The sequence below is a fragment of the Aliiroseovarius sp. Z3 genome (genome assembly GCF_029105185.1).
GTDB lineage: Bacteria > Pseudomonadota > Alphaproteobacteria > Rhodobacterales > Rhodobacteraceae > Aliiroseovarius.
The window spans coordinates 1-24,997 of record NZ_JAFMZK010000002.1 but is presented as its reverse complement, the minus strand read 5'-3'; the positions used below and the strand labels follow the sequence as shown (position 1 = coordinate 24,997).

The 24,997-nt window shown below is 57.4% G+C and carries 25 protein-coding genes, 1 tRNA gene and 2 rRNA genes; 14 read left to right on the top strand and 14 right to left on the bottom strand.

Going from position 1 to position 24,997, the window contains the following annotated elements:
• Nucleotides 1–16: 16 nt before the first annotated feature.
• A complete protein-coding gene (gene dgcN / locus J3R80_RS03040) occupies nt 17–1,018 on the bottom strand; it encodes an N-acetyltransferase DgcN (protein ID WP_275392289.1) in 1,002 nt (333 codons plus the stop codon).
• A 282-nt stretch (nt 1,019–1,300) separates the two neighbouring features.
• Here dgcN and J3R80_RS03035 point away from each other — a divergent pair, with 282 nt between their 5' ends.
• Nucleotides 1,301–2,260, top strand: a complete 960-nt coding sequence (locus J3R80_RS03035; protein WP_275392288.1) for an L-malyl-CoA/beta-methylmalyl-CoA lyase — start codon at nt 1,301–1,303, stop codon at nt 2,258–2,260.
• 47 nt (nt 2,261–2,307) lie between these two features.
• Here the strand turns inward: J3R80_RS03035 and J3R80_RS03030 are convergent, their stop codons facing one another.
• The gene (locus J3R80_RS03030) at nt 2,308–3,135 is read right to left on the bottom strand and encodes an AraC family transcriptional regulator (protein ID WP_275392287.1); all 828 of its coding nucleotides are present in this window, start codon (nt 3,133–3,135) and stop codon (nt 2,308–2,310) included.
• 150 nt (nt 3,136–3,285) lie between these two features.
• Here J3R80_RS03030 and J3R80_RS03025 point away from each other — a divergent pair, with 150 nt between their 5' ends.
• Both J3R80_RS03025 and J3R80_RS03020 read left to right on the top strand, forming a co-directional pair.
• Nucleotides 3,286–4,251, top strand: a complete 966-nt coding sequence (locus J3R80_RS03025; RefSeq protein ID WP_275392765.1) for an acetyl-CoA carboxylase carboxyltransferase subunit alpha — start codon at nt 3,286–3,288, stop codon at nt 4,249–4,251.
• 23 nt (nt 4,252–4,274) lie between these two features.
• Nucleotides 4,275–4,622, top strand: a complete 348-nt coding sequence (locus J3R80_RS03020; RefSeq protein WP_275392286.1) for a carboxymuconolactone decarboxylase family protein — start codon at nt 4,275–4,277, stop codon at nt 4,620–4,622.
• Between the two features lie 116 nt (nt 4,623–4,738).
• Here J3R80_RS03020 and J3R80_RS03015 read toward each other — a convergent pair whose 3' ends face one another.
• The 4 genes from J3R80_RS03015 to J3R80_RS03000 are packed head-to-tail and all read right to left on the bottom strand — an operon-like array spanning nt 4,739 to nt 7,654.
• Entirely contained in the window at nt 4,739–5,344 is a 606-nt protein-coding gene (locus J3R80_RS03015; RefSeq protein WP_275392764.1) for a pyridoxamine 5'-phosphate oxidase family protein, read from the bottom strand.
• On the bottom strand, nt 5,344–6,078 hold the full coding sequence (locus J3R80_RS03010) for a lysophospholipid acyltransferase family protein (protein WP_275392763.1): 735 nt from the start codon (nt 6,076–6,078) through the stop codon (nt 5,344–5,346). The genes J3R80_RS03015 and J3R80_RS03010 overlap by 1 nt, the downstream gene beginning before the upstream one ends.
• Nucleotides 6,078–6,983 (bottom strand): FtsX-like permease family protein, encoded by a 906-nt coding sequence (locus tag J3R80_RS03005; RefSeq protein ID WP_275392285.1) that lies wholly within the window; start codon nt 6,981–6,983, stop codon nt 6,078–6,080. Before J3R80_RS03005 ends, J3R80_RS03010 begins: the two co-directional genes overlap by 1 nt.
• Nucleotides 6,980–7,654, bottom strand: a complete 675-nt coding sequence (locus J3R80_RS03000; protein ID WP_275392284.1) for an ATP-binding cassette domain-containing protein — start codon at nt 7,652–7,654, stop codon at nt 6,980–6,982. Before J3R80_RS03000 ends, J3R80_RS03005 begins: the two co-directional genes overlap by 4 nt.
• A gap of 56 nt (nt 7,655–7,710) precedes the next feature.
• Here J3R80_RS03000 and J3R80_RS02995 point away from each other — a divergent pair, with 56 nt between their 5' ends.
• Nucleotides 7,711–8,637, top strand: coding sequence for a zinc-ribbon domain-containing protein (locus J3R80_RS02995; protein WP_343075811.1), 927 nt, complete (start codon nt 7,711–7,713; stop codon nt 8,635–8,637).
• 34 nt (nt 8,638–8,671) lie between these two features.
• Here J3R80_RS02995 and J3R80_RS02990 read toward each other — a convergent pair whose 3' ends face one another.
• The gene (locus J3R80_RS02990) at nt 8,672–9,532 is read right to left on the bottom strand and encodes a MurR/RpiR family transcriptional regulator (RefSeq protein WP_275392282.1); all 861 of its coding nucleotides are present in this window, start codon (nt 9,530–9,532) and stop codon (nt 8,672–8,674) included.
• Between the two features lie 117 nt (nt 9,533–9,649).
• On the opposite strand from J3R80_RS02990, the gene J3R80_RS02985 reads away from it, so the two are divergent.
• The 7 genes from J3R80_RS02985 (at nt 9,650) to J3R80_RS02955 (ending at nt 17,376) form a co-directional block, all read left to right on the top strand.
• A complete protein-coding gene (locus tag J3R80_RS02985) occupies nt 9,650–10,426 on the top strand; it encodes an N-formylglutamate amidohydrolase (RefSeq protein WP_275392281.1) in 777 nt (258 codons plus the stop codon).
• The gene (locus J3R80_RS02980; protein ID WP_275392280.1) at nt 10,423–10,941 is read left to right on the top strand and encodes a TRAP transporter small permease subunit; all 519 of its coding nucleotides are present in this window, start codon (nt 10,423–10,425) and stop codon (nt 10,939–10,941) included. The genes J3R80_RS02985 and J3R80_RS02980 overlap by 4 nt, the downstream gene beginning before the upstream one ends.
• Entirely contained in the window at nt 10,931–12,256 is a 1,326-nt protein-coding gene (locus tag J3R80_RS02975) for a TRAP transporter large permease subunit (protein WP_275392279.1), read from the top strand. The genes J3R80_RS02980 and J3R80_RS02975 overlap by 11 nt, the downstream gene beginning before the upstream one ends.
• 51 nt (nt 12,257–12,307) lie before the next feature.
• On the top strand, nt 12,308–13,342 hold the full coding sequence (locus J3R80_RS02970; RefSeq protein ID WP_275392278.1) for a TRAP transporter substrate-binding protein: 1,035 nt from the start codon (nt 12,308–12,310) through the stop codon (nt 13,340–13,342).
• A 65-nt stretch (nt 13,343–13,407) separates the two neighbouring features.
• Nucleotides 13,408–14,769 (top strand): glutamine synthetase family protein, encoded by a 1,362-nt coding sequence (locus J3R80_RS02965; RefSeq protein WP_275392277.1) that lies wholly within the window; start codon nt 13,408–13,410, stop codon nt 14,767–14,769.
• Between the two features lie 82 nt (nt 14,770–14,851).
• Entirely contained in the window at nt 14,852–16,234 is a 1,383-nt protein-coding gene (locus J3R80_RS02960) for an aldehyde dehydrogenase family protein (RefSeq protein ID WP_275392276.1), read from the top strand.
• Nucleotides 16,231–17,376 carry an iron-containing alcohol dehydrogenase gene (locus J3R80_RS02955; RefSeq protein WP_275392275.1) on the top strand — a complete coding sequence of 382 codons (1,146 nt, stop codon included), beginning with the start codon at nt 16,231–16,233 and terminating at the stop codon, nt 17,374–17,376. The genes J3R80_RS02960 and J3R80_RS02955 overlap by 4 nt, the downstream gene beginning before the upstream one ends.
• Before the next feature lie 50 nt (nt 17,377–17,426).
• Here J3R80_RS02955 and J3R80_RS02950 read toward each other — a convergent pair whose 3' ends face one another.
• The 3 genes from J3R80_RS02950 to J3R80_RS02940 form a co-directional block, all read right to left on the bottom strand.
• Entirely contained in the window at nt 17,427–17,840 is a 414-nt protein-coding gene (locus tag J3R80_RS02950; RefSeq protein ID WP_275392274.1) for a universal stress protein, read from the bottom strand.
• 120 nt (nt 17,841–17,960) lie between these two features.
• Nucleotides 17,961–19,199: an AGE family epimerase/isomerase gene (locus tag J3R80_RS02945; protein ID WP_275392273.1), complete on the bottom strand. Its 1,239-nt coding sequence runs from the start codon at nt 19,197–19,199 to the stop codon at nt 17,961–17,963.
• Nucleotides 19,200–19,236: 37 nt separating this feature from the next.
• Nucleotides 19,237–20,262: a LacI family DNA-binding transcriptional regulator gene (locus J3R80_RS02940; protein WP_275392272.1), complete on the bottom strand. Its 1,026-nt coding sequence runs from the start codon at nt 20,260–20,262 to the stop codon at nt 19,237–19,239.
• A gap of 192 nt (nt 20,263–20,454) precedes the next feature.
• On the opposite strand from J3R80_RS02940, the gene J3R80_RS02935 reads away from it, so the two are divergent.
• Nucleotides 20,455–21,387, top strand: coding sequence for a carbohydrate kinase (locus J3R80_RS02935; RefSeq protein WP_275392271.1), 933 nt, complete (start codon nt 20,455–20,457; stop codon nt 21,385–21,387).
• A gap of 98 nt (nt 21,388–21,485) precedes the next feature.
• Here the strand turns inward: J3R80_RS02935 and J3R80_RS02930 are convergent.
• Nucleotides 21,486–21,562 (bottom strand) — tRNA-Met (locus J3R80_RS02930).
• Between the two features lie 143 nt (nt 21,563–21,705).
• Here J3R80_RS02930 and J3R80_RS02925 point away from each other — a divergent pair.
• On the top strand, nt 21,706–22,218 hold the full coding sequence (locus J3R80_RS02925) for an acyloxyacyl hydrolase (RefSeq protein ID WP_275392270.1): 513 nt from the start codon (nt 21,706–21,708) through the stop codon (nt 22,216–22,218).
• 54 nt (nt 22,219–22,272) lie between these two features.
• Complete coding sequence (locus J3R80_RS02920; RefSeq protein ID WP_275392269.1) at nt 22,273–22,953, top strand: hypothetical protein; 681 nt, start codon at nt 22,273–22,275, stop codon at nt 22,951–22,953.
• A 78-nt stretch (nt 22,954–23,031) separates the two neighbouring features.
• Here the strand turns inward: J3R80_RS02920 and J3R80_RS02915 are convergent, their stop codons facing one another.
• From J3R80_RS02915 to J3R80_RS02905, 3 genes are all read right to left on the bottom strand, one after another.
• Nucleotides 23,032–23,961 carry a hypothetical protein gene (locus J3R80_RS02915; protein WP_275392268.1) on the bottom strand — a complete coding sequence of 310 codons (930 nt, stop codon included), beginning with the start codon at nt 23,959–23,961 and terminating at the stop codon, nt 23,032–23,034.
• Between the two features lie 323 nt (nt 23,962–24,284).
• Nucleotides 24,285–24,399, bottom strand: a 5S ribosomal RNA gene (gene rrf / locus J3R80_RS02910).
• Nucleotides 24,400–24,531: 132 nt separating this feature from the next.
• Nucleotides 24,532–24,997: ribosomal RNA gene (locus tag J3R80_RS02905) — 23S ribosomal RNA — on the bottom strand; the annotation flags it as partial.

Below are 24,997 nucleotides of genomic sequence, written 5' to 3'. Positions count from 1 at the left end.
CATCCGAACCGGCAGACTAAACCAAGGCCAACGCATCCACCAGCTTGCCCGCCCCGAAACGGAACGGATCGGTGGCAGGCAGACCCATCTTGGCCTCAAGCTCCGCCAAATAGGATGCAGCGTCATCCTCGGACATATGTTGCGTGTTGACCGAAATGCCGATGACCTGACAGGCCGGGTTCACCACCTTGGCCATCGTCAGCGCGACATCGCACAGCTCTTCCAGCGTTGGCAGCTTATAGTCCGGCAGGCCACGCATATGCTCGCGCGTCGGCTCGTGGCACAGGATCAGCGCGTCGGGTTGACCGCCATGGATCAGCGCCATGGTGACACCGGAATACGAGGCATGGAAAAGCGATCCCTGCCCCTCGATCAAATCCCAATGATCTGCGTCATTGTCGGGCGAGATGTATTCAACCGATCCCGCCATGAAATCCGCAACCACGGCGTCCAAGGGGGCACCGTCGCCGGTGATCAGGATACCCGTTTGCCCGGTGGCACGGAAAGTGCAGTTCATGTCACGTGCCCGCATTTCCTTGTCCATCGCCAGCGCCGTGTACATCTTGCCGACCGAACAATCGGTGCCCACCGCCAGACAGCGTTTGCCGGTGCGTTTCTTGCCATTGGCGATCGGATACTGCACTTCGGGCAGGCGTACATCATGCAAGGCGCGCCCGGTGGCTTCTGCCACGGCAGCCAAATCAGGTTCGTCGCGCAACAGGTTGTGCAGGCCCGAAGCCAAGTCAAACCCTTCCTCAAGCGCCATCACCAGCACCTTTTTCCAGGCTTGCGAGATCACGCCGCCCCGGTTGGCCACACCAATCACCAGCGTCTTGGCCCCAGCCGCCTTGGCTTCGCGCAAGGTCATGTCCGTCAAACCCAGATCAGCCTTGCAACCGTCCATGCGATACTGACCCACAGCGTTTTCGGGTCGCCAGTCCTTGATGCCCTGTGCAACCTTTGCCGCCAGTTGATCGGGCGCATCGCCCAGAAACAGAAGATATGGTGTCTTGATCATGATCGCGCCCTCATGGAAGTTTAACGGCGGAATAATTCACGAATTTTGCATCAAATATCTTGCGAACTCGGCGGGAAATTGAAAGAGTTTCGAATATTATTTCGTGAACTTGTGCAATCCTCGGACAATCTTCTCTGAAAACCGTGCACGCGCAAGAATCCCTGCTTTCTGCACCGCCGCAAATCAAAGATTCTGCGCTTGCAAAATGATCTTGCGGATAGCGCGGTAATTTAATAACGATTGCGGTCAAGAAATCGCAACTTCATTACCGAAAGGCGCCACATGTCCTTCCGCATCCAACCTGCCGCCCCTGCCCGCCCGAACCGCTGTCAGCTGTTTGGCCCCGCCTCGAACACCAAGCTGTTTGCCAAGATGGCCACCTCAGCCGCTGATGTGATCAACATCGACCTTGAGGACAGCGTCGCCCCTTCGGACAAGGACGTGGCTCGTGCCAACGCGATCGAGGCGATCAATACCGTCGATTGGGGCAACAAGTATCTGTCGGTGCGGATCAACGGGCTGGACACGCCTTATTGGTATCGCGACGTGGTCGACCTGCTGGAACAAGCGGGCGACCGACTGGACCAGATCATGATCCCGAAAGTGGGCTGTGCCGAGGATATCTATGCCGTGGACGCCCTGGTCACGGCCATCGAACGCGCGAAAGGACGCACCAAACCGATCAGCTTCGAGGTGATCATCGAAAGCGCCGCAGGCATCGCGCATGTCGAAGCGATTGCCGCTGCCAGCCCGCGGCTGCAAGCCATGTCTCTGGGGGCCGCCGACTTCGCTGCCTCGATGGGGATGCAGACCACAGGCATTGGTGGGACACAGGAAAACTATTACATGCTGCGCGAGGGCGAAAAGCACTGGTCCGATCCGTGGCATTGGGCACAGGCCGCCATCGTCGCCGCCTGCCGCACCCATGGCATCCTGCCGGTTGACGGCCCGTTTGGCGACTTCTCGGACGACGAAGGATATATCGCACAGGCCAGACGCTCGGCCACGCTCGGGATGGTGGGCAAATGGGCGATCCACCCCAAGCAGATCGCATTGGCGAACGAGGTGTTCACCCCGTCCGACGAGGCCGTGTCCGAAGCGCGCGAAATCCTTGCAGCGATGGAGCAGGCAAAAGCCAACGGCGAAGGCGCCACGGTCTATAAAGGCCGCTTGGTGGATATTGCTTCGATCAAACAGGCTGAAGTTATCGTGGCCCAAGCCGAGCTGATTGCAAACAGCTGACCGCGACACTGGGCAAGGTGGCGGCTTCACACCGCCACCTTGCTGGCCTATGCCAAAGGCATGCAAAGGTCAGTCAGCAAGTCCTCCGGCGCGGTCTCGCGTGGGTCGTTCAAATAAACCTCGTAGCAGGGCAAGTCCGCCGGGGTTTCGCCTGATTGGGGCAGCCAGACACCATAAAGCGCGTCATATCCGGATTTCAGCGTGGCATAGGGGCCTTTGTAGGTCATGACCGCTGTGCGACCGCCTCTTATGTCAACGCTTTCGAACCCGTCCGGTTCCTGATCCCCGCGCCATTCCACCCCGGCAAAACTGCGCAGGTCGCTTTCGTCGACGGCGTCTGGGTCGTCGAAATAAACCCCGATCATCGGTCCGCACTGATCCCACAGATTGCGCGCTGCGATCATTGCGGCCGCAGACTCGAATTTCTCGCCGATCGCCATGTAGGCACCTTTGTGCGGCAAACCGATGAGTCGTCGTGGTTTGTGATTGCGAATTTCCACGGGATGCATGGCTATGTCTCCTTTTCGTTGTAACAGCGCCGGCGCGTCCAGCTGACCGGTCTTGCGAAAGGCAATAGGCGACACGCCGTACGAGGCACGAAACGCCTGGGCAAAACTGCGCGGGTTGGGATAACCGCAATTCTGCGCAATCTCGTCCACAGCCGTTTGCTCGCGAACCAATCGCCCCGCCGCCCGATGCAGACGCATCCGACGCACAACCTGTGCACATGTCTCACCCGTCATTGCATGAAACACGCGGTGCCAGTGAAACCGCGACATGGCGGCGACATCCGCCAACTGATCCAGCGACAAGTCCCCATCAGGGTTGTCATGGATATAGGTCAGCACCCGCAGCAAACGGTCTTCGTAACGCATGGCGGCTTCCTCTTGCTCTTTCCCGTTATTCTTACTTTGCCGACACTGCATAAATCTTGCCCATTTGCGGGGCGGACGACGTGGGCAACAGTTGTATTGCCGCGCGGCAAGCGGCATATAGGCATGAACATTATGCAATTGGGCAGGGCCATGACCAACTATCTTGAGTTTGAAAAACCGCTGGCTGAAATCGAAGGCAAGGCCGAGGAGCTTCGCGCCCTTGCCCGTTCAAACGAAGAGATGGATGTGGAAGGTGAGGCCAAGGCGTTGGATGCCAAGGCGGACACCCTTCTCAAGGAGCTTTATAAAGACCTGTCGCCTTGGCGGAAATGTCTGGTTGCGCGCCACCCGGACCGGCCGCATTGCAGAGACTATATCGAAGCCTTGTTCTCCGAATACACGCCTCTGGCCGGTGATCGTAACTTTGCGGACGACCACGCGGTGATGGGTGGGCTTGCCCGTTTGGGCGACATCCCGGTCGTCGTGATGGGGCAGGAAAAGGGCAATGACACGAAATCGCGGATCGAACGCAATTTCGGTATGGCGCGACCCGAAGGTTATCGCAAGGCAATCCGCCTGATGGATTTGGCCGACCGGTTCGGCCTTCCCATCGTGATGCTGGTCGACACCCCCGGCGCCTATCCCGGCAAAGGTGCGGAAGAACGCGGCCAATCCGAGGCCATCGCCCGGTCAACCGAACGCAGCCTGAATGTCAAATCGCCCGTGATCTCGGTGATCATCGGTGAAGGCGGTTCGGGTGGGGCTGTGGCTTTGGCAACCGCCAACACGGTGATGATGCTGGAGCACTCGATCTATTCGGTGATCAGCCCCGAAGGCTGCGCGTCGATCCTGTGGAAAGATGCCGAGAAGATGCGCGAAGCCGCTGAAGCCCTGCGCCTGACCGCGCAAGACCTGAAACAACTGGGTGTGATCGACCAGATTATCCCCGAACCTCTGGGCGGTGCGCAGCGTGGGCGCAGTGAAGCCATTGAAGCGGTCGGCAAAGCAATCCAGGCCGAGTTGAAAGCCCTGAAAAAGCGCCAGAAGGGTGACGCGCTGAAGAAAGAACGCCGCGAGAAGTTCCTGAAAATGGGGTCCAAGGGTCTGACCGCTTAACAACACCCTGGAAGGAGACGCCTGTGGACTGGAAAGCATTCTTGGCCGAGGTCGAAGGCAACATCCATCATCTTGCGAAGGACACGCCTGCCACGATGAAAGGCTTCGCCCAAATGGGCTCTGCCGCCAAGACCAACGGCGCACTGAGCGAAAAGACCAAGGAGTTCATCGCGCTTGGCATCGCCATTTCGACACGCTGTGACAGTTGCATCGGCTTTCATGTGCGATCATTGGTGCGTCTTGGCGCAACACTGGACGAATTGAACGAGGCGCTTGCGATGGCGTCCTACATGGGCGGCGGCCCGTCCATCGCCTATAGCGCAAAGGCGCGTGAGGCGTTCGAGCAGTTCACCGGCTTGCAAGACGGCTGACAACATCCCGCAAGCGTTCGTCCCCTGTCCAATGATATGCGCGCCATCCACTGGCCAAAGCTGCGTCTACGTTTTCAGCACTGTCAACATCCATCATCAGGTGGCTGATCACAGGATCACCACAAAGTGGACTTAGCGCGCTCTGGCCATTCCTTGTCATAGGTTTCACCATCGAACGCGCCGGACGTCAGGTCCGTCATCATCTCGCCGATTGTTGGCAACCCGACAGTGTCACCCCCGGATGACCACAACCCTGATCGCACGATGGCACGCGCGCATTGGGGATAGACCTCGTGAATACGGATCACGATCACCACGCGGGGTTGCTTGCCGCCCTTGTCGAACCTGGCCCGCAGATCGGCATCAGCCGTCAGCCGAGCGTCGCCATTCACACGCATCACGTTGTTTGATCCCGGCACCATGAACATCAGCGAGACACGTGAATCTCGGACGATGTTGCGCAGGCTGTCGATACGTTCGTTCCCACGCCAGTCCGGCAGCGCAAGAGTTTGCGGATCAAGGATCGCCACGACAGACCCATCATCACCCCGCGGGCTGCCATCTGTGCCTTCCGGCCCCACTGTCGTCAGAACGCAAAACCGCGACGCCTCGATCCAGGTGCGATAGGCGGATGTGAGGTGATCGGTCACTTTTCTAACTGACATCTCGACCGGGGTGCCATAGAGCGCCTCGAGGTCTTCAACCGTATTCAGGAAATCCATCATTCCACCACCTTCATACCCGCCTCGCGCATCAGGACGTTCGAGCCGGATTCGACGGTTTCTTCCAACTGTTCCATGAACTCCTCCAATTCCAGTCCCGGCTCGATCCTTGGGTGAAATTCGACCACAGCCAGACCCGGATAGCGCATGATGCCATGGCGCTTCCAAAACACGCCTACATTGGTTGAAGCCGGCACGCAGGGTTGCCCGGTTTCCCGGTACAGAACTCCAGTTCCGATCTTGTATGGCTTGGTTTCACCCGCCCCGACCCGCGTGCCTTGAGGAAAGATAATCAACTGCCCCGGCAAAGCCGTCCCTGACTTCACATCCGCCAACATCTGTTTAATCGCCGCGCCGCGCTTGCCGCGATCAACCGCCACACAGCCGATGCGATAGGCATAATAGCCCAGGATCGGTGCCCATTTGAGTTGCTTTTTCATGATGAATTTTGGGCGCGGCACCGCCGAGGTGATCATGATGATGTCCAGAAAGCTCTGATGCTTTGACGCGATCACCACCTCGTCCGTTGGCACCTTGCCACGGATTTCTGTTTTCAATCCGACCATCCAACCTGCGGTCCAGCGCACCCAACGACAATATGTGTGGATCGCAGAAAAGGCATAGTCGCGATTGAAAAACGCCAGCGGTGTGAAGAAAACAGCCAACACCGCCATCATCAGATACATCTGAACAATGAACACAAGCGATCGAAGCCATTGAATAGCGTGGCGCATCATCGTTTCTCCTGCAATACAGTCTGGGCTGTCTGCCGCGTCGCAACAAAGGCGACCAGGGCGGCGAGGGGTGGGATCAGCAATGGCCACAACCATTGCCAGCCTTCGAACCCTAAACCCGTGAGGAAATTCCCTTGGTCACCCGCCGACGGCATCAAAAGGATTGCCAATCCGCCCAACACCGTGCCGACGGATGCACCGCCCAGCGCCCGGAGTGTATAGCGGCGCACAAACGCGTGGGCGATATATTTGTCCCGTGCGCCGACAAGACGCAAAACCCGGATCACCTGTTCGTTCGCTGCCAGCGCCGCCGAAGCGGCCAAGGTAATCACCACACCAGACAAAGCCGCGATCAGGACAATGGCTACGAAGCCCAGCGCCCGCAGTCGTTTTGCTGCCCGCACCAACGGCTCGCGCCACCGCGTGTGGTCGTCAAGGATCGCGCCCGGCGCTTCACCTGCAAGACGTGCCCGCAGCCCATCGGCATCGAACCCGTCGCTGTCTTCGACCACTTCGATAAGCTTTGGGATGGGCAGTTGGTCCAGCGGCAAGTCAGGGCCGAACCACGGCTCTAACAAGGCGCGTTGTTCGTCGTCGCCGAGCGGGCGGGCGTCCTTGATCCCCGGCGTTGTTGCCAGGATTTCCATCACCGCCAGCACCTGCGCATCCATCTGGTCGACCGGCGCATTGATGCGGATGGTCGAGCTTTTCGCAAGCGCCTCGCCCCACCGATCTGCCACACGGCCCGTGGCCAGGGACAGCGCCAGCGCAAACACAGCCAGAAACGCCATCGACGCGGCCGCAAATACCGTCAATCGCGCGGTGTAGCCTGTTGGCGGCACCACGCGATCCGCCTGGGCATCACCTGCAATGAAATGCATCAGCGTGTTCAACCGCACGTTCATAAGTCTGCTCCTGCAAGCTGAAGCTGCCTGTTCGAAATGCGCAACACCCGGGCCTGGATTTGTGCTTTGGCGGATCGGATCAAGTTCATGTCATGGGTGGCAATCAGCACCGTCTTACCCATCTTGTTCAGCTCGACCAGCAGTTTGAGCAGCCTGAGCGACATGTCCCAATCGATGTTTCCCGTAGGCTCATCTGCCAAAATAACATCGGGCGACATCACCACGGCACGGGCCAGGGCGGCCCTTTGGCGTTCTCCACCCGACAGTTCCGGAGGTTTGGCGTCGCTTTGCCCCGTCAGTCCCACCCAGGCAAGCAGGTCATCAAGCTCGGACGGGTTTTCAAGGCTGCGCCCGGACACCGTCAACGGCAGCGATACATTTTCGGCAACGCTCAAATGGTCCAGAAACTGACAGTCCTGATGCACCACGCCGATGCGCCTGCGCGCCTTCGCAACATCATCCCGCGTCATCCGCTGGGCATCCTGATCAAACAATGACACGCGCCCCTGGGATGCGATCAACTCTGCATAACACAGTTTGATCAGCGTCGTTTTCCCTGCCCCCGAGGGACCGGTCAGGAAGTGAAACGAACCCGGCGCAAGTTTCATGGAAATATCGGATAAAAGAGTGCGGTCCCCATATCCGTAGGACACTTGTTCCAGCTCGATCACTTGATGCCCTCGTCATTGTTTGGCGACAGTTTTGCCTCAGCTATGCATTTGTTTCAATGCACAGCTTGCAAAGGTTTGATTTTCGCCGTGAAACAGGCATATTGAAGCTGAAATGGCAGGGAAAACCCGGGTCGAATGCCGGGGATCGGGGAAAGCATATGCGTCTGGTTTGTCCAAGTTGCGGCGCGCAGTACGAAGTAGATGACCGTGTAATGCCCGAGAACGGGCGCGACGTTCAGTGTTCCAACTGTGGGCATGGGTGGTTCCAGTTGCCACCCAGCGCAGAAGCGGGCACAACACAATCCCCCTTCGACAACATTGATGATCTTGACGATGAGGTGATGGCGGACACCGACGAAATGTCGGCCGACGCATCGGCCCAGCCCTCTGCCGAAGACGCTGCTGTTAGCGACGGTCCCGTGGCGGGCACGCCAGCGCGGCAGTTGGATGACGGCGTCCGCAGCATCCTGCAAGAAGAAGCCGAGCGGGAGCTCAAAGCCCGCGAGAGCGAGCGGGAGGGGCTGGAAACTCAGCCCGACCTTGGACTGGACGACGCCCCGGCTTCAACCGCCGACAACATCAGCAAGACAATGGCGGATGAACAGGCGGCGATTGAAGACGAAACCGCCCCCACATCCGATGACATCAAAGCGCGGAATGTTCTTCCCGATATAGAAGAGATCAACTCGACGCTTGATGCGCCAGCGGACGAGACAGGCGACGTCGTCATCGACCCTGCCGACGGTGCCGAAGTCGCAGCAGGCGGGTTTCGCCGAGGATTTATTCTTGTCGTGGTTCTGGCGTGTTTGCTGGCCATTCTCTACATCTTCGCGCCGACCATCGGCGAACGCTTCCCCGCCGTCCAACCTGCGATGGAGCAGTTTGTTGCGTTTGCAGACAAAGTGCGGATTGGGCTTGAAGACATTATGCGCGCGGCGATTGGCAAGATGCAGGGCCTGATCGACAAGCCTGAAACCAACTGAATCATCACCTGATTGCCAGCACGCCGGCAAGGCATCAGTTGCTGCGGAATATTCGAGATTCGCCAATCATGTCCTCCAGGGCCGCAATCCGGTCCGCACTGTCACTACGGCTTTGGATTTCAGCAACCAGCGCCTCGATCAGGAAGTTGATGGCGAGCGTGGAATCCCAGCTTGATGGCACTTCGACCATGCTGCGAAAACAGAAGGTCGCGTAGCGTTCAATCGGCGACCCCCATTGGTCCGTGAACAGCACAATGTTCGCGCCTTGATCGACCACAAGCTTGGCCAGACGCTCCAGTTCTTTTTCATATCGCCGGATGTCAAATACGATCAGCGTCGAGTTTTCATCCATGTCCAGCAGCGATTGCGGCCAAACGCTGGGCGAAAAATCCAGCTGCGTTACACCGGGCCGGATAATCTGAAGGTGGTTGAAAAAATAATGGGCATTGGATCGGGTGATCCGACCTCCCAGCAGGTATAGCCGTCGGTTCAAATCGGACAAAAGGGCCGCTGCCTTGTCGAATTCTTCCAGATCCAGACGCTCTAAACTGCGATTGATGTTACGCGATACGGCTTCTGCAAACCGGCTGATGATGTGATCTTTGCCCGCCGACAGCTCTGCCGTTTCCAGCTTGGCCAGTGGTTCTTTCATCTGCGCGGCGATCTCTTCGCGGATGGCGTCTTGCAGGTCTGGGAAGCCCTGATAGCCAAGCTTGCGGGCCAAGCGGATAATTGTCGGGGTCGAAACCTCGGCGCTTTCGGCCAGCTTGGTGATCGACTGCAACCCCGCCACCAGAGAATCATCCAGAAGCGTAGCCGTCAGACGCCGTTCAGCCGCGGTCAGCTCATCCTGCTTTTCGCGGATTTGATCTTTGACGAGAGGCTTCTTTCCCATTTGTCACCATTTCAATCAGCAAAAATCGTACTGTAATAATATCTACAGAATACTTCTTGACACAAGCGGACTTGTTGTAGTGATAATTACACAACGCGAAACGGGGGGGCAAGAAATATGCTCAGAGAGGTTTGGCCAGCGGCTGCGCTGATAGGGGCTGCGGGAACAGCTCCCGTCGTGCTTGTTTGCGAACACGCATCCCAATTCATCCCGCCAGAACTTGAAAGCCTTGGGTTGGCGGACGATGCGCTGAACTCTCATGCCGCTTGGGATATTGGCGCCTTGGATGTCGCCAAGCGTCTAAGCGCCTTGCTTGATGCGCCCCTGGTTGCGGGGCAGATTTCGCGGTTGGTCTACGATTGCAATCGCCCTTTGGAAGCCCCCGACTGCATTCCGGCCCGCAGCGAAGTGTTCGACATTCCCGGCAATGCGAACCTGAGCCCCGCCGCGAAACAGCATCGGTTCAATGTGGTCCATACGCCGTTTCACGCCGTCGTCGATCAGGCGATTGACCAACAAAGCAGCCGCACTGAGACACCTGTTCTGCTGATTACGATTCACAGCTTCACACCAGTTTACCACGGTCAGCGCCGGACTTTGGACATCGGATATCTGCACGACAGGAACAGCAAAGTCGCCACAGCCGCTGTCGAAATTGAGCAGACCCGGGGCGCTTATCGCACTGCTATCAATGAACCTTACGCCGCCCGCGACGGTGTGACCTATACGCTGGCCAAACATGCCGAGGCGCGTGGGCTGGACAATGTCATGATCGAAATTCGCAACGATCTGATCGACACGCCCGCAACTGCCGAAGCCATGGCCGATCACCTCGCAAAAACACTGACACAGGTCATGGCACACCTAACCTCATCGGAATCTGTCAAAACATGACTGCACTTCGCAAATTCATCAGTATTGTTGACCAGATCAACTATCGCATCGGGCGCGTGACCATGTATGGCATCTTCGCCATGATGGCGATCCTGTTGTGGTCGTCGATCTCGAAGACCTTTTTCAACCCATCGCTCTGGACGCTGGAAATGGCGCAGTTCGCCATGGTCGCCTATTACATCCTCGGCGGCCCCTACTCGATCCAGATGGGATCGAATGTGCGGATGGACCTTCTGTATGGTGGGTGGAGCACCCGTCGCAAAGCCGCCGTCGACACGATCACGGTGATGTTCCTGATCTTCTATCTGGGTGTGCTTTTGTGGGGCGGGATCGACAGCACAGCCTATTCCTTCAAATACGGGGGCGAGCGCAGCCCAACCGCGTGGCGCCCATACCTTTGGCCGATCAAGGTGATCATGTGCACCGGCATCGCGCTGATGCTGCTGCAAGCCCTTTCCGAGCTGTTCAAAGACATACTGCGCCTGCGCGGCGAGGAGATCGACAATGTCGTATGAGATGATTGCGATCTTCATGTTCGCGACCATGATGGCGATGCTTCTGACCGGGCAGCGCGTGTTTGGCGCCATCGGGTTTGTGGCCGTCATCGCCGCGCTGGTGCTGTGGGGAGACCGGGGCGGCTATGACATCGCGTTCTCATCCGCGATGAAGCTGATGAAATGGTATCCGCTGCTGACCCTGCCAATGTTCATCTTCATGGGCTACGTGCTGTCGGAATCGAAGATTGCGGATGACCTCTACAAGATGTTCCACGTCTGGATGGGCGGGCTGAAAGGCGGGCTGGCTATCGGGACCATCGGGTTGATGGTGCTGATCTCGGCCATGAACGGGCTAAGCGTCGCGGGCATGGCCATTGGCGCGACGATTGCCCTGCCTGAACTTTTGAAACGGAACTACGACAAGAAAATGGTGACGGGGGTCATTCAGGCCGGATCGTCGCTGGGCATCCTTGTGCCCCCGTCGGTGGTGCTTGTGCTCTATGCCATGATCGCACGTCAACCGGTGGGGCAGTTGTGGCTGGCAGGCGTCTTGCCCGGCCTGATGATGGCGACGATGTTCATCATCTATATCGCCGTGCGTTGTCACCTGAACCCGTCCCTTGGCCCGGCGCTTCCGAAGGAAGAACGCGACATCCCCATGTCCGAAAAGCTGGCGCTGTTGCGGGCCGGAATGTTGCCGCTGGTGATCTTCGCCGCGATGATGGTGCCTTTCGTCAATGGCTGGACATCGCTGGTGGAAAGCTCGGCCATCGGGGCGTTGACCGCGTTCATGGCGGCCGTTCTGAAAGGCCGCATGACGCGCGAGGTGTTTGAAACGTCCGTGCGAATGACCCTTGGCATCAGCTGCATGTTCATGTGGATCATCCTTGCCGCACTGGCCTTCGGGGCTGTGTTTGACGGGCTGGGCGCAGTCAAGGCGATTGAGACCCTATTCACCGAACGGCTGGGCCTGAACCCATGGGTGATCCTGATCCTGATGCAACTGAGCTTCATCCTGATGGGCACATTTCTGGACGACACGGCGATGCTGGTCATCGTTGCCCCCCTTTACGTGCCGTTGGTTTCTGCGCTGGGGTTCGATCTGATCTGGTATGGTGTGCTCTATACGATCACGACTCAGATTGCCTATATGACGCCCCCCTTCGGCTATAACCTGTTTTTGATGCGCGCGATGGCGCCACCAGAAATCACACTGCGCGATATCTATGGTTCGATCCTGCCCTTCGTGCTGGTGATGGTATTGGCTCTGACAATGGTCATCCTGTTCCCCGAGATTGCACTGTGGCTACCGGGCTGGGTTTACGGAAACTAGAGGAAAGAGCCTGAGAAACAGGCCATGATTTTACAACAAGGAGAAAGAGAAATGACGACAAGACGTAAGTTTATCGCCGGTGCCGGTGTCGGTGCGCTGGCCGCGCCGCTTGCCACGCCCGCGCTTGGGCAGTCCACGATCACGTGGCGGATGCAAACCTATGCTGGTCCTGCACTGGCCGAGCATGTCATCAAGCCCGCCATCGATATGTTTAACCAGATCGCTGGCGACCGGATGCAGATCGAACTGTTCTTCGCCGACCAGCTTGTGCCCACGGGCGAGCTGTTTCAGGCCATGCAGCGCGGCACGATTGATGCGGTCCAGTCGGATGACGACTCGATGGCGTCACCGACAGAAGTCACCGTGTTCGGCGGGTATTTCCCGTTCGCCTCGCGCTATTCGCTGGATGTGCCGGTTCTGTTCAACCAATACGGCCTGAACGAAATCTGGGACGCCGAATACTCCAAGGTCGGGGTGAAACACATCAGCGCGGGCGCATGGGATCCCTGCCACTTCGCTACCAAGGATCCGATCAACTCGCTTGAGGATCTGAAAGGCAAACGCGTATTTACCTTCCCGACCGCTGGCCGGTTCCTGAGCCAGTTTGGCGTCGTGCCTGTCACCCTGCCATGGGAAGACATCGAAGTCGCGGTGCAGACCGGCGAGCTTGACGGCATCGCGTGGTCGGGCATCACCGAAGACTACACGGTTGGCTGGGCAGACGTGACCAACTATTTCCTGACCAACAATATCTCGGGCGCATGGGCAGGGTCGTTCTTTGCCAATATGGACCGGTGGAACGAGCTGCCGGACGACCTGAAAACCCTGTTCCGGGTGTGCTGCGACCAATCACACTATTACCGCCAGTGGTGGTATTGGGGCGGCGAAGCCAGCCTGCGTGTAAACGGGCCGAAGATGGAACTGACAACCATCCCGGATGCCGAATGGGCACAGGTCGAAGAGGCCGCCGTGAAGTTCTGGGACGAGATCGCCGCGGAAAGCGAAACCAAGGCGAAGGTCGTGGAGATCATCAAGAAATACAATGCAGACATGCAGAAAGCTGGCCGTCCGTATCGCTACGGCTAAGCCTTGCAGCACGCATATCGCCGGGCGGGGTTCCGCCCGGCACACATACAGAAGGTTCTTTCACAATGTCGCCAACACTTTCGTTCGATGACCTTAAATCCCAAATCGCCACCGGCGATGTCGACACCGTTCTGGTATGCTTTGTCGACATGCAGGGCCGACTGATGGGCAAACGCTTCCACGCGGGGCATTTCGTGGCGGGCGCATGGGAGGAAACCCATTGCTGCAACTACCTGCTGGCCACCGATCTGGAAATGGCAACGCCGGACGGATACGCGTCGACCAGTTGGGAACGGGGCTATGGCGACTATGTCATGAAGCCCGATCTAGACACGCTGCGCCCGGTGCCATGGCTTGAGGGCACAGTAATGGTGCTGTGCGATGTGCTGGATCACCACACCCACGAAGACGTGCCCCATTCGCCCCGTGCCATCCTGAAGAAACAGGTCGCCCGTCTGGCCGAGATGGGCTTTGACGCGATGTGCGCGACCGAGCTGGAGTTTTTCCTGTTCGAAAAGAGTTTCGAGGACATCCGCAAAGGCGGGTTCCGCGATCTGGCCCCCATCTCGGGCTACAACGAAGATTACCACATCCTGCAAACCACCAAGGAAGAGCACGTGATGCGGCCGATCCGCAATCACCTGTGGAACGCCGGTTTGCCGATTGAGAATTCCAAGGGCGAGGCCGAGGCCGGTCAGGAAGAGCTGAACATCAAATACGCCCCCGCGATGGATACGGCAGCCTTTCACACCATCGCCAAACACGCGGTGAAGGAAATCGCGTGGCAACAGGGCCATGCGGCCAGCTTCTTGCCGAAATGGCACCATGACAAGGTCGGATCCTCCAGCCACGTGCACCAATCGCTGTGGAAGGACGGCAAACCCGCCTTCGCGGATGCCGACGACAAGCTGGGCATGTCGGCCCTGATGAAAAACTACATGGCCGGGCTTCTGAAATATGCGCCGGATTACACCTATTTCATGGCGCCCTATATCAACAGCTACAAACGGTTCATGAAGGGCACCTTTGCACCTACGCGGATCATCTGGTCCGTCGACAATCGCACGGCTGGCTTCCGGTTATGCGGAGAAGGCACCAAAGCGGTGCGCGTGGAATGCCGCATCCCCGGATCGGACATGAACCCTTATCTGGCCATTGCAGGAATGCTGGCCGCCGGGATCGCCGGGATCGAGGAAGGGTTGGAGCTTCAGGAGCCAACCGTAGGCGATGTTTATCAGGGCGACACGGGGATGATCCCGGGCAACCTGCAAGCGGCACGCGACGCCCTGCATGGATCGGCCATGTTGCGGGCTGCAATGGGTGATGATGTCGTTGATCACTATACCCGTGCCGCAGAAGTCGAGATTGAAGAATTCGAGCGTGTGGTCACCGATTGGGAGATTGCACGCGGGTTTGAGAGGGCATAAGGGGGCGCTGCCCCCCGCCTTCGGCGTCCCCCGGGATATTTTCAACAAGAAAATGCAGGGGTGTTTCAGAAATGAGGACAGAATGAAGCAGATATTGGAATGTATCTCTCCGATTGATGGATCGGTATTTGCAACGCGAGAGGTGCTTTCGCTTGATGAGGCCAAAGACGTTGTAGCTTCGTCACGCGCGGCGCAACCTGAATGGGCGGCGCGCCCGTTGGCGGAACGGATCGAGTTGGTCATGGCTGGTGTTGCCGCCGTGGGGGCGATGAATGACGACATCGTGCCAGAGCTGGCCCATATGATGGGTCGCCCCGTGCGCTATGGCGGTGAGTTTGGCGGCTTCAATGAACGTGCTGGCCATATGGCTTCGATTGCGGCAGATGCGTTGGCCGACATCGAGGTTGGTGAAGATGAAACGTTCAAGCGTTACATCAAACGTGTGCCGCATGGCGTCGTGTTTGTGGTTGCGCCTTGGAACTATCCTTACATGACCGCGATTAACACGGTCGCGCCTGCGCTGATCGCGGGCAACACCGTCGTCTTGAAGCACGCCACCCAAACCTTGTTGGTCGGAGAGCGCATGGAAGCCGCTTTCCGCTCGGCCGGTTTGCCCGAGGGCGTGTTTCAGAACGTGTTTCTATCGCATGATGTGACCAACGATCTTATCGCGGGCAACGCGTTTGATTTTGTCAACTTCACCGGCTCGGTCGGCGGCGGGCAGGCGATGGAGCGCGCCGCGGCAGGTACGTTCACCGGTGTTGGAACCGAGTTGGGTGGCAAAGACCCCGGATATGTCATGGATGACGCCGATCTGGATGCCGCTGTTGAAACTTTGATCGACGGTGCGATGTTCAATGCGGGCCAATGCTGTTGCGGGATCGAACGGATTTACGTGCATGAAAGCCTGTTTGATACGTTCGTCGCAAAGGCTGTCGAGATCGTGAAAGGCTATAAGCTGGGAAATCCGCTGAATGTGGAAACAACGCTTGGCCCAATGGCAAATGTTCGTTTTGCCGATGAAGTCCGCGCCCAGATCAGCGAAGCAATAGCCGACGGTGCGACGGCCCATATCGACACCTTCCCCGAAGATGACGGCGGCGCATACCTCACGCCGCAGATCCTGACCAATGTCACCCACGATATGCGTGTGATGCGGGATGAAAGTTTTGGCCCGGTGGTCGGCATCATGCCGGTGAAAGACGACTCTGAGGCGATCCGTCTGATGAATGACAGCGAGTTCGGACTGACAGCGTCACTTTGGACGCGTGATGTTGAGCGCGCACAATCCGTGGGCGATCAGATTGAAACCGGAACGGTATTCATGAACCGTGCAGATTATCTTGATCCGGGCCTGTGCTGGACCGGCTGCAAAAACACCGGTCGTGGTGGGGGATTGTCGGTGATCGGCTATCAGAACCTGACGCGCCCGAAATCCTATCATTTGAAGAAGGTGACGTCATGAGCCTGCAAGGAAACTGGTCCTATCCGACCGCAATCAAGTTTGGTGCCGGCCGCATCAAAGAACTTCCCGAAGCATGCGCGCAAGCGGGTATCAAGCGGCCATTGTTGGTGACAGACAAAGGGTTGGCCGATCTGCCGATCACCAAGGACACGCTGGATATCATGGAGGCCGCAGGGCTGGGCCGCGGTCTGTTTTCAGATGTGGATCCGAACCCGAACGAGGTGAACCTGACCGCCGGTGTCGAAGCCTATAAGGCTGGCGGGCATGATGGTGTGATCGCTTTTGGCGGCGGATCTGGGCTGGATCTGGGCAAAATGGTTGCCTTCATGGCTGGCCAATCGCGCCCCGTTTGGGATTTTGAGGACGTTGGCGATTGGTGGACCCGTGCCGACGCGGCCGCCATCGCGCCTATCGTTGCGGTTCCGACCACTGCCGGAACAGGATCCGAAGTCGGGCGCGCCAGCGTGATCACCAATTCGCAAACACACGAAAAGAAGATCATTTTCCACCCCAAAGTTCTGCCCAGCGTGGTGATCTGCGATCCGGAGCTGACTGTGGGGATGCCGAAATTCATCACGGCGGGCACGGGTCTGGATGCGTTCGCCCATTGTGTCGAAGCGTATTCCAGCCCGCATTATCACCCCATGAGCCAGGGCATCGCGCTTGAAGGGATGAAACTGGTCATCGACAACCTGCCCCGCGCCTATGCTGACGGGACCGATATCGAGGCACGCGCCAACATGATGAGCGCCGCCGCGATGGGGGCCACCGCCTTTCAAAAAGGGCTGGGCGCGATCCATGCGCTGAGCCATCCGATTGGCGCGATGTATCATACCCACCATGGCACGACGAACGCGATCTGTATGCCTGCGGTGCTGCGCTTCAATGCACCGGCGATCAAGGATCGGTTTGATCTGGCCGCTGGTTATCTGGGCATCACAGGTGGGTTCGAAGGCTTCCAATCCTTCGTTCAGGATTTCAATGACAGCATGGCGATCCCGAAGCGCGTCAGCGATCTGGGCATCAGCAATCCTGAGATTGACACGTTGGTGAAAGGCGCATTGATCGACCCCTCATGCGGTGGCAACCCGATTGAACTGACCAAAGAGAACCTGACGCAGCTTTTTAACGAGGTGCTTTGAACCTCTCTTTCCTAATTGCCCGGTGGTTTATCCCCCGGGCAGTTACGCTGTCAGTTCTGCGTTCGTTGAACATGCACTGCACATCGACAATGCCGCACCACCCGCGCCGCGGTTGACCCCAGGAAAAAGTCGCTGAGGCCCGGTCTATGCGACCCAATCACCACGCAGTCAAAGTCGTGTTTGTGCGCATAGTCAATAATCGTGCGTGCCGTGTGTCCGGTCAGAAGCACGGGCGTTACCCCCTCTAACCCCTCTGTTTTTTTCATCAGAGTGTTATGGGCATGATCGCGACCGGCCTTCACGATATCATCGTTCAGATATGCACTCACAGAGGCTTGCGGAGCCTCATGGACATGCAGCGCCGTGATATCGCCACCTTCCGCCAGAAGGTTTCTGGCGATCTCAAGCGTCTCGGGCGAGATACCGTGATCCAGCGCCATGGGGACAAGAATTTTCTTATACATTTGATCCTCTTTCAGACGGGTTTGGGCGTTCAATGACTGCCCGGTCAGGTCCGATCCATTGCACTGAACTGGTGGGCGCGCGCAATGACACAAATCATGTTCGCAAAATTTCTCGGACGCTTATCGAAGAGCGCCACCCAGATGAACGGCAATATGTGACAATCGAGTCGAAAGGGGAAACAGGCAAGCCTGCACGGCATGATAGATGTCGGGCTTTCCGTTGAATTGCGTAACGGTTGGATGACCGGCCTGATCAATTTCGGGATACCAGCCACCGCGCTCGTGGTCGATGAAATGGGTGTCCGCGAATTGCCAAAGTCGCGCGTACCAGTCGCCTTGTTCCTTGGTGCCGCCGAGCTTTAGGAAACTTGCAAGCACACCGATGGCCTCGGTCACCGGCCACCAGTAGCGGTCGCGGATCGCAGGAGCACCACCAAAATCCAGTGTGTAATACAGCCCCCCGCTTTCGGCGTTCCACGCATCTGTCAACGCGCGTTCGGTCAACGCCCACGCGGCGTCGCGCGACCCTTCTTCGGGGCGGCCGCGCAGATCCCAGTATTGCAACAACAGCCGCGCAAATTCGAAGGAATGACCCGGCGTTGTTCCTGCCGGACGGAACATAGGGTTGCCGGAATAGTCCCGATCAGTCTGCCAAGTCTCGGTATAGTGCTCGGGCAATCTCCAGTTCTCCGCAGGACCAATCCTGCCGGTAAAGAATTCGAGTATGCGACCGGCCTTCTCAAGATACCCATCCCGCCCCGTTGCCTCGTATGCGGTCAACAAAGCTTCGACACCATGCATGTTTGCGTTCATGCCGCGATAGGTCGAAAACGGTGACCAGTCGCGGTTCCATTCATCCGCAAACAGCCCTGCGTCGTCTTCCCAAAACTTCTGGTCAAGGACAGCGCTCACATCGTCGATCAAACGATCTGCATCCGGGTGTCCCGCGAGCTTGGCGCTGGCCCCGGCCAGAAGCACGAACATATGACCATAAGCCAGCTTGCGATCATCATGCACGGCGTCGCGGTCCAGTGCCCAGAAGTATCCGCCATGATCTGCATCGCGATGATGGTTCCAGAGATAGTCCATCCCGGCATCAATCACCGCATCACACCCCGGTGACCCGGCCAGTTTTCCCAACGCATAAGAATGCACCAAGCGCGTGGTTGTGTGAAGCTCTTGCACGGTGTCTGCAAGGGGCGCCCCTTCGTGGCCAAGCACGTAGAACCCACCGTCTGGGCGCAGGCTTTCGTTGAAAAACGAAAACTGGCGCCGCGCATCAGAACTCAAGAATTCACGATGTTCCGGCGTACCAAATCGGTGCCGGGGTTTGGGCGCACATGGATGATAATCTGTCATGAAAACCTCTGTTTATTATCGCTGGAACTACGGCTGGCTAATCCGCGGCAATGGGCGCGTGATCCGGCGTGGTCAGCACAGGAAGAACGCGCTGTAGATCCCCTGCAGGCACGCCGTTGATCCGATCAACAATTATCTGGGCCAACGACCGTCCGGCTGCCGACAGGTCTTCGTGCAGGCTGTCCACACACGGCCGCACAAGGTCAAACACCCCAGAAGTCTGCTTGACCATGACGTGCACATCGCGACCCACAGTCAGACCACGGTCCTGAATGGCCGCCAGCCCGGCCAAGGCCGAGACATCACCTGGAAAGATCAACCCGTCCGGCGGGTTGGCCTTGCTTAACCGGTTGCGTAACTGATCCGATATCTCATGCCCCCCGCTATCCAGCGATATCCCGTCAAGAACTTCATAGTCGACGCCGGCGGCCCGCACCGCTGCCATAAACCCATGCAGAAGATGATGATGAAACATGAACCGATCATCAGGCAGAAGGATCGCCAGCCGCTTCGCCCCACGCTCGATCATCTTCTCGGCTGCCTGCTTGCCGAACGCATGATTGTCATAATCGACAAACGCATGCGGCGTCGCAAATTCAGACCGCCCATGTGTTGCAAAGGGGAACCCAGCCTCAGAAAGAAACCGGATGCGGCTGTCATCCGGGCTTGTGCGCGAAAAAATGATACCATCCGCCAGATTGCAGCGAACGATCCGTTCGATCCGGTCCAGCGATTGTTCGTTCCCATGATCAGGCCAAACCAGCAAATCAAAGGGCGTGTCGACCAAACCAGCGCTGATGCCACCTACAAGAAGGTTTCCGAACCCAAGAATTTCATTATGCGGCGGCAGGATGAGATGGATGACATATGTCCGCCCAGTACGCAGGCGTTGCGCGGCACGGTCAGGCGTATATCCCAGCTCTTCGGCAGTTTTTCGGACCGAGGCACGCGTTTCTTCAGACATCTGTGCATCGTTTGCCAACGCCCGCGAGACCGCGCCAACCGAAATGCCTAACCGATCAGCGATTGTGCGTTGTGTGGGTCTGATATTCTGTTTTGGCATCGACCTTACCTGACTGCGCGGTGTTCGGTGTATTTTTTAACGATTTAAATACTGCAGGCTAACCCGGAGTACGTAAAATGAAGCTTTGGCCTGCGCAGCATAGCTTCAATTCAGAGCATCCTTTTGTTGACTCGTGTCAAGTTTATATCGTTATAACTAGAAAAGTAAACCAATCACCCGAGGGACCGGAACATGATTCTCTGCTGCGGCGAAGCTCTGATTGATATGATCCCTACCCCAACTGAGACGGGGCAAGAGGGCTTTACACCGCATTCGGGTGGGGCAGTGTTCAACACAGCCATCGCCTTGGGGCGGCTGGGCGTGAGAACAGGAATGCTAACCGGGCTGTCGACTGACATGTTTGGCGCACAGTTGGAACAGGCGCTACACGCCAGTAATGTGAACACATCCTTGACGATAAGGTCAGACCGTCACACAACGCTGGCCTTCGTCAGGCTGTCCGATGGCCAGGCAACCTATACTTTCTTCGATGAAAACTCTGCAGGGCGCATGCTTTTGCCAGGTGACTTGCCTACCGTTCCGGACAATGTCGCTGCGCTCTATTTTGGCGGCATCAGCCTTGCGTGCGAACCGGGCGCTGACACCTATGCTTATCTGGCAGAACAGGGCGCGGCGGGCCGAATGGTTATGCTGGACCCGAATATTCGCCCCAACTTTATCGAGGACGTCGATCGTTACAGGAACCGTCTAGACCGTATGCTGTCTGTGTCGGACATCGTGAAAGTGTCCGACGAGGATCTGGACTGGATCCAGCCCGGCACTGGCGATCTTGCCGACAAAGCCCGGCGACTGCTGCAGGCTGGTCCCTCCGTTGTCATTGTGACGAAAGGCTCAGAAGGGGCTTCTGCCTTCACCTCAAACGGGCTTGAAGTGTCCGCACCCAGTCAGCGGGCCACGGTTGTTGATACCGTCGGCGCGGGTGACACGTTCAACGCAGGTGTGTTGGCGAAATTATCCGAGTTGGATCTTCTGAACAAAGACGCCATCCGCAACATTTCCGCAAACCACCTGCAGGCGGCGCTGACCTTTGGCGCACGCATCGCAGCCATCACGGTGTCACGCGCTGGGGCAAACCCACCTTGGGTTGACGAACTACAGACCTGATGCATTCATTAATGGCCGGGCTTGTCCGACCAAATTCTGATCGTCAGGTCCGAAAACGACAAACCCCACCGTATTAAGGGTGGGGTGTCATTAGATTTTGGTTGCGGGAGCAGGATTTGAACCTGCGACCTTCAGGTTATGAGCCTGACGAGCTACCGGGCTGCTCCATCCCGCGCCAATGCGGTGTATATAGGCCGCTGATTCCGGGACTACAAGCGCATTCGGTAAAAAATCTGTAACAAAAACGCACGGGAATCCGGTCGCGTGACATTGCGCGCCAATTTGGTTAGCTATCTGAAAATACGGAAGGATACATGGATGGACGGCACACTGGCGGTCTTGTTTCTGCTCACCGGATTGATCGACATGTGGGTCAATCACTGTGGCTCTGGCTGTGTGAAACCGGCGGCCACCGTGGCCCGCCATGTGATCTCTGCGGGCGATCTGATTTTCGAAGCCGATTCCATCGGGACTGAGGCGTATTATCGCCACGATCTTCCCATCAGCTATGGCCCGTTCCAGCCGACAATCGGCGTTTCGGTGGACAGCCTTGGCGATGTCTGGATCGGTCTGGGCGCGGTGAACGCCTTCCACCTCTGGGGCGGACGATCCTTCGCGCAGCTGTCGTTCATGCCCGGTCTCTGGCTGCGCGGCAACGGTCCCGTCATGGGCCACCCGATCGAATTCCGCTCGGGCATCGACGCAGGATACGAACGGCCGGACGGTATGCGCTACAGCATATCGCTGGATCACCGGTCGAACGGGGACATCGTGCCCGTCAATCCGGGGCTAGAGAGCCTGCAGATGCGCGTTTCCGTGCCGGCAGAGTAAACGCACGAACACGCAAGATTTGCTGAAACGACGCAACGGGCGCATAGTCGAAGCGTGAAACCATTTGGCGCCCTGTTCATCTCTGGCCTCATCGCGCTTGCCACCGCATTGCCCGCGCGCGCGATCAGCTATGATGCACTTCTGAACACCCCAAAAGCGGACCCTTGCCACCTGTTCACCGCAGATGTCGACATGGTGGTGCTGTATCTTGATATGGGGGTCGAAGGTGAGGTCCAACTCTCTCTGCCCAGCCCCTATCTGGAGCATCGGGCCGATCAGCAAAGTGGTCTGCGGCATGGATCACTTCTGTTGCGGATGATGGTGTCGAACTTCCTGCCCGTCAGCAGCGCACAGGCGCTTCGTCTATCGGCCACCCAGCAAGGAAACGACGCCCAGACCGCGTTCATCACCATGCTGATCAGCGATTTGCCCGACATTTCCGAACGGCTGGAAACCTTGTCGATGACAGCAACACCAAACGACGTTGGATTGGTTCCCCTTGTTGGCACGACCCCGGCACCACGCACCAGCTTTGCCGCCTTGCACCCCGACCAAAGCCCCCACGCCTTCATCGAGTGCATGACACCTGAAACCACACCCCGCCCGACCTGCACCCATCAACTGCGCACCAGCGGTGTTGACGTGGTGCTGGATTACAACGCCGACCTGCTGCCGATCTGGGCGGATGTTCAAACACGTGTAGAGCGGTTTCTGGGGTGTGCGGCGGCGGAGTGACGGGCGCCTTTTGCTTAGGCCTCCGTTTTCCAAGATTCAGGGACCGCTCGTTGGCCAACTATCAAAGGTTAGGACTTGTTAGCCAATCAGCTCTTCCGGAAGCTGAATGTCCCGCACAAACATACCCAACCGTCGGCGAACCTTGGATCTCATTCGGGCCGGTGCTCGCGCCAGCAGTTGCTCGGTAATCTGCCTGCAGGCCGCATATTTTCTGTAATGCGCGGGCATGCGGTAGTGGAACAATTTTACGTTGGACAACTCTGCTCCGTCCTTAAGACGGTAGGGTGAGTAGTTATGCAGGTCGGACAGAACCTCCACTCTCCCACCCATCCGGGCAGCAGCGACGGGCAATGCAATCTGATCAAGCCAGGGCCGTTTGTTGTTAATGACGGGATTTGCGTCAATCGCCATTGCCGTCTCAAGCCAAAGATCAGGCAATCGTTGGCCAGAGGGATTGCCGCGCTCGACGAATCCCACGACTCCGGCATTGAAGTAAGGTAAAACCACCAGGCGACGCCCCTTGACCAGCTTTACCCGCCAGTCCGGCATCTCAAGCCCGAACATGTCGTAGACCGGTGTCCAATCGGCGTCATCTCGTCCCCAAGTTGGAACACCTTCCGGTGTCGCGAACAACGGGGTTGTTGGAGTGACCACAGAAAAATCAGGCGCGCCCAAACACACAACATCTGTATCGAGGAACACAGACAGATCAGTATCGCGTCGCTCTGCTGCCGCAAGTATTTTATTGCCATGTGGATAACTCGGCGACCAGTTTACGTGCTGGTCATCAAACCCGCAAACATCCACGCGCAACAGATCCATCATTCGCCGTGTCACCGGCCGAATGGATGCAATCTTCGAATGGGGCGTATATGCTACGATATCAGGGCCATCACCGAGCACGCCACGAAGCGATTCAGCCAACAGCAGACCAGGGGTTTCGAATTTAGCACCGTCCATCACAAAGAAATATGTGATGGAATTGTGAGCGAGGCGCTGATTGATCATGTCTGATCCGACCCTTTCCTGCGGTCTAAACGCCGAAGAGTGTTTCGATCGTTTGAGCTTTGACTTCGCGCAACAATCATTCGTTCAACCATCAGGTGTCAATCGGTTTGAATGGAAGGATTTACCGCGATCCACCCACGATCATCTTCATGCGGTTGCTGTTTGCGCTATGACCTTGGTGCTCAGGTCAGCTGGCCGGGCGGATGGTTGATGGGGTGGGGGCATTATCTCCCCTTCCGAACACAAGACCGCCCCGGCATTTCTGCACGGGGCGGTTTTGTGTTTTTGTTGATCGTATTGAGAGAATGTTGGCTTTTTTCTAGGTTTGGCGGTGACCTACTCTCCCACGTCTTAAGACGCAGTACCATTGGCGCGACAGTGCTTAACTTCCGAGTTCGGGATGGGATCGGGTGTTTCACTTGTGCTGTGACCACCAAACCGAGGAAAAAGCCAAAATATCTGGTTGACCGTTCCGGGCTGATTGCGCCTTGGTTTGGTTTTCCAGATCTCCAAGTCAGTACACTTGTGTGTATGCTTTTGAGTGATCAGTAGGATTGTCTTCTACTGGATCAAATCAAGCCTATTGGACAATTAGTACCGGTCAACTGAACACATTGCTGTGCTTACATCTCCGGCCTATCGACGTGGTGGTCTTCCACGGTCCTCAGGGATACCTTGTTTTGAGGGGGGCTTCCCGCTTAGATGCCTTCAGCGGTTATCCTGTCCGTTCATAGCTACCCAGCACTGCCGTTGGCACGACAACTGGTCCACCAGTGGAACGTTCACCCCGGTCCTCTCGTACTAGGGGCAACTCCTCTCAAGTATCCTACACCCACGGCAGATAGGGACCGAACTGTCTCACGACGTTCTAAACCCAGCTCACGTACCTCTTTAAACGGCGAACAGCCGTACCCTTGGGACCTGCTCCAGCCCCAGGATGAGATGAGCCGACATCGAGGTGCCAAACACTGCCGTCGATATGGACTCTTGGGCAGTATCAGCCTGTTATCCCCGGCGTACCTTTTATCCGTTGAGC